The sequence below is a fragment of the Muribacter muris genome (assembly GCF_001038205.1).
GTDB classification, from domain to species: Bacteria; Pseudomonadota; Gammaproteobacteria; order Enterobacterales; family Pasteurellaceae; genus Muribacter; species Muribacter muris.
Genome location: NZ_JWIZ01000024.1, coordinates 75,725 through 84,235 on the forward strand (window position 1 = coordinate 75,725; position 8,511 = coordinate 84,235).

8 protein-coding genes are annotated in these 8,511 nt (G+C 46.9%); 7 read left to right on the top strand and 1 reads right to left on the bottom strand.

What is annotated here, in order from left to right:
- Window positions 1-28 precede the first annotated feature (28 nt).
- Entirely contained in the window at window positions 29-2,362 is a 2,334-nt protein-coding gene (lptD, locus tag RO21_RS05060) for an LPS assembly protein LptD (RefSeq protein WP_047976706.1), read from the top strand.
- 44 nt (window positions 2,363-2,406) lie between these two features.
- On the opposite strand, the gene yfbV is transcribed toward lptD, so the two are convergent.
- Complete coding sequence (gene yfbV, locus RO21_RS05065) at window positions 2,407-2,841, bottom strand: terminus macrodomain insulation protein YfbV (protein WP_047976707.1); 435 nt, start codon at window positions 2,839-2,841, stop codon at window positions 2,407-2,409.
- Between the two features lie 125 nt (window positions 2,842-2,966).
- Between yfbV and RO21_RS05070 the strand changes: the two genes are divergently transcribed.
- The 6 genes from RO21_RS05070 (at window position 2,967) to RO21_RS05095 (ending at window position 8,406) form a co-directional block, all read left to right on the top strand.
- The gene (locus tag RO21_RS05070; RefSeq protein ID WP_047976708.1) at window positions 2,967-3,704 is read left to right on the top strand and encodes a hypothetical protein; all 738 of its coding nucleotides are present in this window, start codon (window positions 2,967-2,969) and stop codon (window positions 3,702-3,704) included.
- Between the two features lie 9 nt (window positions 3,705-3,713).
- On the top strand, window positions 3,714-4,265 hold the full coding sequence (locus RO21_RS05075; protein WP_047976709.1) for a septation protein A: 552 nt from the start codon (window positions 3,714-3,716) through the stop codon (window positions 4,263-4,265).
- Window positions 4,262-4,699, top strand: a complete 438-nt coding sequence (gene yciA, locus RO21_RS05080) for an acyl-CoA thioester hydrolase YciA (protein WP_047976710.1) — start codon at window positions 4,262-4,264, stop codon at window positions 4,697-4,699. Before RO21_RS05075 ends, yciA begins: the two co-directional genes overlap by 4 nt.
- 24 nt (window positions 4,700-4,723) lie before the next feature.
- Window positions 4,724-5,020: a YciI family protein gene (locus RO21_RS05085; RefSeq protein WP_047976711.1), complete on the top strand. Its 297-nt coding sequence runs from the start codon at window positions 4,724-4,726 to the stop codon at window positions 5,018-5,020.
- A 214-nt stretch (window positions 5,021-5,234) separates the two neighbouring features.
- On the top strand, window positions 5,235-8,003 hold the full coding sequence (gene glnE, locus RO21_RS05090; protein ID WP_241482399.1) for a bifunctional [glutamate--ammonia ligase]-adenylyl-L-tyrosine phosphorylase/[glutamate--ammonia-ligase] adenylyltransferase: 2,769 nt from the start codon (window positions 5,235-5,237) through the stop codon (window positions 8,001-8,003).
- Window positions 8,004-8,016: 13 nt separating this feature from the next.
- Window positions 8,017-8,406, top strand: coding sequence for a hypothetical protein (locus RO21_RS05095; protein ID WP_047976712.1), 390 nt, complete (start codon window positions 8,017-8,019; stop codon window positions 8,404-8,406).
- Window positions 8,407-8,511 lie beyond the last annotated feature (105 nt).

The window sequence follows — 8,511 nt, forward strand, 5'->3', positions numbered from 1 at the left end:
TACCGCTTGTGAATAAAAGGATAAGACGATGAAACACTACCGTTACAGCTTACTTTCCGTTGCCATAATCACGGCTTGTTATAGCCAGTACGCCGCCGCCGATTTAAGACACCAATGCTTAGCCGGCGTGCCGCATTTTGAGGGGGAAGTGCTAACGGGCGATCAAACCCAAATGCCCGTATATATTGAGGCGGACAATGCGCTCATCAATCAACCGACCGATGCAACCTATACCGGTGATGTCAGCATTAAACAGGGCAATCGCACGGTTTGGGCGGATCAGGTTCGAGTGGAACAGAATGGCGGTCAAGCCCGTACTGCATATTTAAACGGTCGATTTGATTATCGGGATAATCTGATTCGGGCGACCGGACAAAATGCCCAGATTGATTTAACCGGCAATCAAGCTACTCTTGGCAATGCGGACTACCAATTAGTCGGTCGTCAAGGGCGGGGGACGGCGGAGAGCGTCTCCGCCAACGAACAAACCCGCATTTTAAAAAATGCTTCCTTCACCGCTTGCTTGCCGAATGACAATGCGTGGTCGATTGATGCGGGCGAGATGATCCAACACGTGAAGGAAGAGTATGCGGAGTTATGGCACGCCCGCTTTCGGGTAATGGGCGTGCCGGTGTTTTATTCTCCATATCTGCAATTCCCCATCGGTGATCGCCGCCGTTCAGGGTTACTCATTCCGAATGCGGGGCGTTCGAGCCGCGACGGTTATTACTATTCCCAGCCGATTTATTGGAATATTGCACCGAATATGGACGCAACGATCACGCCGACCTACTATACTCGGCGTGGCTGGCAAATCAGCCCTGAATTTCGTTATCTGACCGCTTTCGGCGAAGGTAAAATGGCAGGGGAGTATGTAAAACGGGATCGCCTGCCGAGCTGGACGGAAAAAGATCGTTCCCGCCATTTATTCTTCTGGCAACATAATATCAATTTTCTTAGCGACTGGCGTTTTTCGGTCGATTATACCCACGTCAGCGATAAACGCTATTTTTCGGATTTTGATTCCGTGTACGGCAACAGTACCGACGGCTACGCTACGCAGAATTTTAAGTTAGGTTACTTCCAGCCCCATTATAATATTGCGATTTCCGGAAAACGTTTCCAAACCTTTGATGACTCCGGCTCGAAACCTTATCGGGTATTGCCGAAAGTAGAGCTGAATTATTATAAAAATGATTTGGTTAAACACGGTGATTTCAGCCTGTATGCCCAATCCGCTTACTTTGCCAACGACAGTAAAGAGATGCCGACGGCGTGGCGTTTCCATCTTCAACCGGCGTTAAATTTCCCGTTGGCGAACCGTTATGCGAGTCTGAATTTAGAGACTAAATTGTATGCTACCTATTATTTACAGAAAAAGGGCGGGGCTGAAAATGCTGAAGCGATTGAACGTAGCGTAACCCGTGTGTTACCGCAACTGAAATTGGATTTGAAAACGGTTTTGAGTGCAAAACAAAATGTGTTTAGTGGCTTTTCACAAACTTTTGAGCCTCGTGTGCAATATCTTTACCGCCCGTATAAAAACCAAGCGAATATCGGCTCGCAACGCCAATCCAGTTTAGGTTTAGGCTATGATTCCGCCCTTTTACAGCAGGACTATTATGCGTTATTCAACGATCGCCGTTATAGCGGTTTAGATCGAATTGCTTCGGCAAATCAAATTACCGCAGGGGGAACAACCCGTTTCTTCAGTAATGAAACGGGGGAGGAAGTGTTTAATTTCAGTGCAGGGCAAATTTATTATCTCAGCCCGTCAAAAATTGACAGCACTTCAATTAACAGTACCGCAAAGCGTTCTTCATCTTGGGCGTTGGAATCAAACTGGAAGTTCCACCCGAAATGGAACTGGCACGGCAGCTATCAATACGATACCCGCTTAAACGAAACGTCTTTGGCGAATATAGCATTGCAATATAAACCGAAAGCGAACAATGTGGTGCAGCTAAATTACCGTTATGCAAGCAAAAACTATATTGACCAGAATTTAAGCTCTAACCGCTATGGTCAGGATATTAAACAGGTCGGTGCGGTGATTGGTTGGGAATTAACCGATAGCGTATCGATGATGGCAAGCCATTACCGTGATATTGCACTGAAAAAGCCGGTTGAAAGCCAGTTGGGGCTAACCTATAACACCTGCTGCTGGAGTGCGACATTCTACGCAGCTCGTAAATTAACGGCAACGCCGGAAGGAAAACCGGATACCCTGAACGATTTTTACTATGACAACCGTTTTGGGCTGAATTTTGAATTGCGTTTCGGGAGCGGCTATAACAGTGGCGTATCCAGAATGTTGAAACGGGGAATGATTCCATATACGGAAGCCTTTAATATCAATTAAGAGACAGGCATAAAAGGGCGCATTAGCGTCCTTTTTTGTTGGTGTTAAAGTTCGTCAAAATAAGCGTTGCCCCACGTTTTTTCGACAAGGTGCAACAAATTTGCAAAATCTTGGTAGGAAGGCACCGCTTGATCGGCAATGCGGTGGCGTTCGCTGATCAGTTTTTGGCGTAATGTTTCATACCACTCAAGCAGCGAGAGCGGCAGGGGCGATTTTGCCCGTCTGCCGAGCCAAAATAAGCCTTGAAACGGAATACTTAACGCAAAAAGTGCGGTAAGTGTGGCATTGGCAAGGATCGACTGTGTGGGATCGTTGAAAAAATATTGCCAACTAATCGCAAAACAGGCAAATGCCGGCATTGCTCGGCTGGCAAATTTGATGAGGCGAATCAGACGGTAATCGGGCATAAACAGGCTGAGCTTTTTCTGGTTTGGGTAGGTGTTCAGATAATGCTGTCCGGCTTGTAACGTTTGGTACATAGGCTGCCTCTGTGAGAAAAAGTCAGCTTATTGTAACCAACTGATAAAAATCTACAATAGCGAAGTGAGCCAACAGTTGCTATACTTTAGCCCGTTTTTTATCGTTAATTTTTCAAGGAAAGGTAATGCCGATTCAATTTCCAACATTATTGCAAGATAGCTGGAATTTTATCCGAAATCAGCTTAATTTCACGTTTATTGGGCTGGGGCTGCTGATGTTAGTTCAGCTTCTGCTGTTCTATTTTACCCCTAAACTCGCCATTGATCCGACAACATTAACCCCCGAAATGTTAGATAAATATGCAAGGGAGTCTTTATTGGCATCATTGCCCGTATTACTGATTTCTGCTATCGGCATTTTGCTTCATATCTTGTTAGTGCTGAATATAAAATCGATTAACAACGGGCAGTATCACCATTTTTTCCAACATATCGGCACGGCATTTGGGCGGATACTGCCGTTTATCGGGCTCTATATTTTAATGTCGCTACCGATGTCTATCGGGTCGGTAGCCCGTGTGGTAGGACAAGCAGGTGGTTTTTCCATTATCGCCTTACCGCTGATGGTAACCGGTATTTTCATCTTCGTGAAATGGTGTTTGGCGGGCTATGTCTATTTAGTTGAAGAACCGCAAAAAAGGGTGTTTGAAACATTAGCGTTTACTTGGCAGATGAGCCGCGGAAAAATGGGGATTCTTTTTCTGTTTTGCCTATTAAGCTATCTTTTCCCGACGGTGATCACATCGTTGATTGGGAATATTGGGGGAATCGGCAGCGTGTTATCGCATATTGTTGCAGCCTTTTTAAGCCTGTTTGTTACAGTGTTTGGCTTCCGCTTCTATCAGGCTTACCGCCAAATTTAAGGAAGAAAAATGAAACAATTACTTGAATTTATCCCGCTGATTTTATTTTTTATTGTTTATAAAAGCTACGGCGTGCAAGAGGCGGCGTTAGTGCTGGTTGCTGCCACCCTTGTTCAGCTTATCGCATTAAAAGTCTTGTATAAAAAAATTGAAAAATCCCAATGGATTATGGGGATTGCGGTGGTATTCTTCGGTTTATTAACCGCCTATTTTAATGACCTTGCCTTTTTGAAATGGAAAGTAACACTGATTAACGGCTTGTTTGCGGCGGCGTTATTGATTAGCCAATTTGTTTTTCGCAAACCGCTGGTGCAAATGCTGCTAGGCAAAGAACTACGCTTACCGCCGGACGTGTGGGGCAAATTAAATCTAGGCTGGGCGGGCTTTTTTATCGTCTGTATGTTCGTCAATATGATTATCAGCTACTATTTTTCTGACGATGTATGGACGAATTTTAAAGTGTTCGGCTTAACCGGTTTAAGTTTAGTTGCCGTAGTCGCCACCTGTTTTTACCTTTACCCCTATTTAAAACAACACACTCAAGATGAGGAAAAAGAATGACAACCAATGTTGAAAAACGCCAACCCGAAGGGACACTGATTTTACGCACTTTAGCGATGCCGTCTGACACGAACGCCAACGGCGATATTTTCGGTGGTTGGATTATGTCGCAAATGGATATGGGCGGGGCGATTTTAGCCAAAGAGCTGGCAAAAGGGAGAGTTGTTACCGTTTCCGTTGATAGTATGAGCTTTCTGCGTCCGGTATCGGTTGGTGATGTGGTGTGCTGTTACGGAAAATGCGTCAAAGTCGGGCGCTCCTCAATGCAGGTAAAGGTAGAGGTTTGGATTAAACAAGTCTATGAAGGCGTGCAGGATCGCCATTGTGTTACCGAAGCGATGTTCACTTTTGTTGCTGTGGATAAAAACGGCAGACCTCGCCCTGTTCCCCGTGAAAATAATTTGGAATTAGCGCAAGCCCTTGCGTTGATTTAAGAAGCAACTCAAAGAGGAAATAGAATGTACTATGTGATTTTTGCCCAAGACAAACCGAATACGTTGGAAAAACGCCTTGCCGTGCGAGAAAAGCATTTAGCTCGGCTCACCCAATTACAAGCGGAAAACCGCCTATTAACCGCCGGCCCAAATCCAGCGATTGATGATGAAAACCCCGGCGAAGCAGGTTTCACCGGCTCAACTGTGATTGCCGAATTTGCGTCATTAGCGGCAGCGAAACAGTGGGCGAGCGAAGATCCCTATGTGGAAGCGGGCGTTTATGGCGAGGTGATCGTCAAACCGTTTAAAAAAGTGTTCTAACGCTTGCTGCAAGCGGTCGGTTTGGGCTGAAAATATACAAACAGTCCAAACGCTTTCGGGGCGAAAACGCCCCTTTGATTACCATTCTGAATAAAACGTTATGTCATTTTTTAGCCACGCTGAACAGGCGCTCGCCTCACTGATTCATCAGCACGATTTAACAATCGATTTGCACATTTTGCTCGCTAACCGACCGCTTGTTACCGCCGTGGCGATGTCCGATTTTGTGTCCCAACAACTGCAAAAACAGCCCGATTTATTCACGGCGTGGTTGGCAAAACCGCCGACTATTGCTGATTGCGGTCATTATGCCGAGCGGCTTGAAGACTTGTTAGCAGATGTGAATGATGAAACGGTGTTACACCGCACTTTACGCCAATTTCGCCATCGGGAAATGGCGGCATTGAGCTTTGTACAGTCAAATAATCTCGCCTTGCCGCAACAGGTGTTTGAGGCGCTGTCCGACCTTGCCGAAGCCTTGATTTTAGCTGCTCGGGATTGGTTGTTTGCCCGTTTATGTGCCGAGTACGGCACGCCGATGAACAGCGAAGGGGAAATCCAACATTTGCTGATTTTGGGAATGGGCAAGTTGGGCGGGCGTGAGCTGAATTTCTCTTCCGATATTGATCTGATTTTTACCTATCCGGATATGGGGGAAACGGTCGGCGGGCGTAAACCGATGGATAACGGCAAATTTTTTACCCGCTTGGGACAACGTTTAATTCGGGCATTGGACGAGATCACGTTGGACGGCTTTGTTTATCGCACGGATATGCGGTTACGCCCCTTTGGTGATAGCGGGGCATTGGTGTTGAGCTTCAACGCAATGGAAGATTACTACCAAGAGCAAGGACGGGATTGGGAACGCTATGCGATGATCAAAGCGAAAATCCTCGGCGAAAATGCGCAGGATATTAACCATCGCTATCTCAAGCAACTGCTGCGCCCGTTTGTGTACCGCCGCTACCTTGATTTCAGCGCGATTCAATCCTTGAGGGAGATGAAGCATAAAATCAGCCGAGAGGTGATGAGACGAGGGCTGACGGATAATATCAAACTCGGCGCAGGCGGGATTCGGGAGGTGGAATTTATCGTGCAGACCTTCCAAATGATGCGTGGCGGGCGGGATAAAATTCTCCAGCAACGCAGTTTATTGGCGGTATTGCCTCAGTTGGCAGCCTTGCAATTATTGAGCGAAGCACAGGTAGCACAACTACGGGAAGCCTATCTGTTTTTACGCCACGTTGAAAATCTGCTACAAGCCATCGGCGATCAGCAAACGCAAACCTTACCGAGCGATGAACGGGATCGGCAACGCCTCGTATTTGGCTGCCGAACGTGGTTGGAAGGTGAACAAAGCAGCCATAACTGGCAGACGTTTTTAGCGTGCTTAGCGACACATCAAGGTAATGTACGGGCAATTTTTGATGAGTTGGTTGGCGAAGATGACAATCAAGAGAGTAGCGACAATCCACAGTTTACGATGTGGCGAGATGTGTTGCATTATCAAATCAATCAAGAAGAACTGGCGGTTTGCTTGCAACATTATCCGGTGGCGGAGCAGGATTATGCGGACATTTACCAGCAACTTTTCAGCACCTTTCAAGAGTGGGTGAAACGCCCAATCGGCGTGCGGGGGCGGGAGGTACTACGCAAATTGATGCCGAAAGTGGCGGACGCTATTTTTAACGAATCGAATTACCTCGTGCTACTGCCTCGTATTTTGACAATTATTGATAAAATCACCACTCGTACAACCTACCTGGAATTATTGCTCGAAAAAGAGCAGATCTTGCCGCAACTGCTCACGCTGTGCGGGCAATCAATGATGATTGCCGAGCAAATTGCCCGTTATCCGATGCTGTTAGACGAGCTGATTATCCAAAAAAGCCTGACACAAGTGATTGATTTAGCCGATTATGCACCGGCGCTGCAAACCTATTTGATCCGCATTCCCGAAGAGGACGAAGAAGCACTGATTGACAGCCTGCGGCAATTCAAACAAAGCCAACTGTTGCGCATTGCCGCAGCGGATATTCTCGGTGTATTACCGGTGATGAAGATCAGCGATCATCTCACTTATCTCGCCGAAGCGATTATTGAAGCGGTGGTGAATATCGCTTGGCGGCAAGTAAGCCGGCGTTTCGGGCGTCCGGCACATCTGGCAGACGATGAAAAAGATTTTGTCGTGATCGGCTATGGCAAACTCGGCGGGATCGAACTGGGCTACAATTCCGATCTCGATCTGGTGTTCCTGCATAATGCACCGACACAAAGTGAAACTGTCGGCGGCAAAAAAAGCATTTCCAGCCACCAGTTTTACTTAAAATTAGCCCAAAAAATCAACGGTATTTTTAATCTGAACACCAGTGCCGGCGTACTGTACGAAGTGGATATGCGCCTGCGTCCGTCCGGCGAAGCGGGGCTGTTAGTCAGCACCTTCAGTGCCTATGCGGAGTATCAGCAAAATGAGGCGTGGACGTGGGAAACGCAAGCATTGGTGAGAGCGAGGGCGGTGTACGGCACGCAAGCGTTACGTCAAAAGTTTGAACAAATTCGTGCCGAAACCCTCTGTTTGCCACGGGCAAGCGGTGCGTTACGCGCGGAAATTTGCATAATGCGGGAAAAAATGTTCGCCCACTTAGGCACTGGGGACGAAACCCAATTTCACCTGAAAACCGATCGAGGCGGGATTACCGATATTGAATTTATCGCACAATATTTTGTCCTGAATTATGCCAATGCGTTTCCGCAAATGGCGGTATGGTCGGATAACGTGCGGATTTTTGACAGTGCGATTGAGGCGGGGATTATCAGCGACTCACAGGGGCAAGCCCTAAAAGCTTGTTACACCGACTTACGCAACCAAATTCATCATCTCAATTTACTCAACCAGCCGAGCTGTGTCGATGCCGCACAATTTTGCCGTGAGCGTGAAATTGTCCGGCAAGCGTGGCAGCAGTGGCTGGAAAAGAGCGTTTAGTACGGGAGGAAAAATGAAAATCATACAGTTAATGAGCGTTGTTATCGCAGTGGGCATTTTAGCAGGCTGTGCCTTAACCCCTGAACAGGAAGCGGAACGGGCAGCAAAGCGGCTCAAAGCCGAGCAGGCATTGCAAGTTAGTTTGGCAAAGCAGTGTGATGTGGCAACCGCCGAGTTAATGCAGGCAAAATTCAACCCGCCACTTGAGCCGCTTTCAGCGAAGCAACAGGCAGAATTTGACAAACAATATGTGGAAAAGGTGAATGCACCGGTGTTCCAAGCCTGCTATAAATTGGCGTGGCAAAATTACCAAGCCCAACAAGAGTTAGACAGGCTGCAATGTTACTACGATGACGACTTCCGCTTTTTCGGCTTTCGGCGTTTTTGTCATCTGTGTTGGTAACTAAATAGTGTTAATGATCATGCAAAAATGCGCCAGGCTGATGCAGTAAGATCATCGAAAAGTGATCCACTGCATCTTTTGATAAACTCCTTGTTATTTAAACAG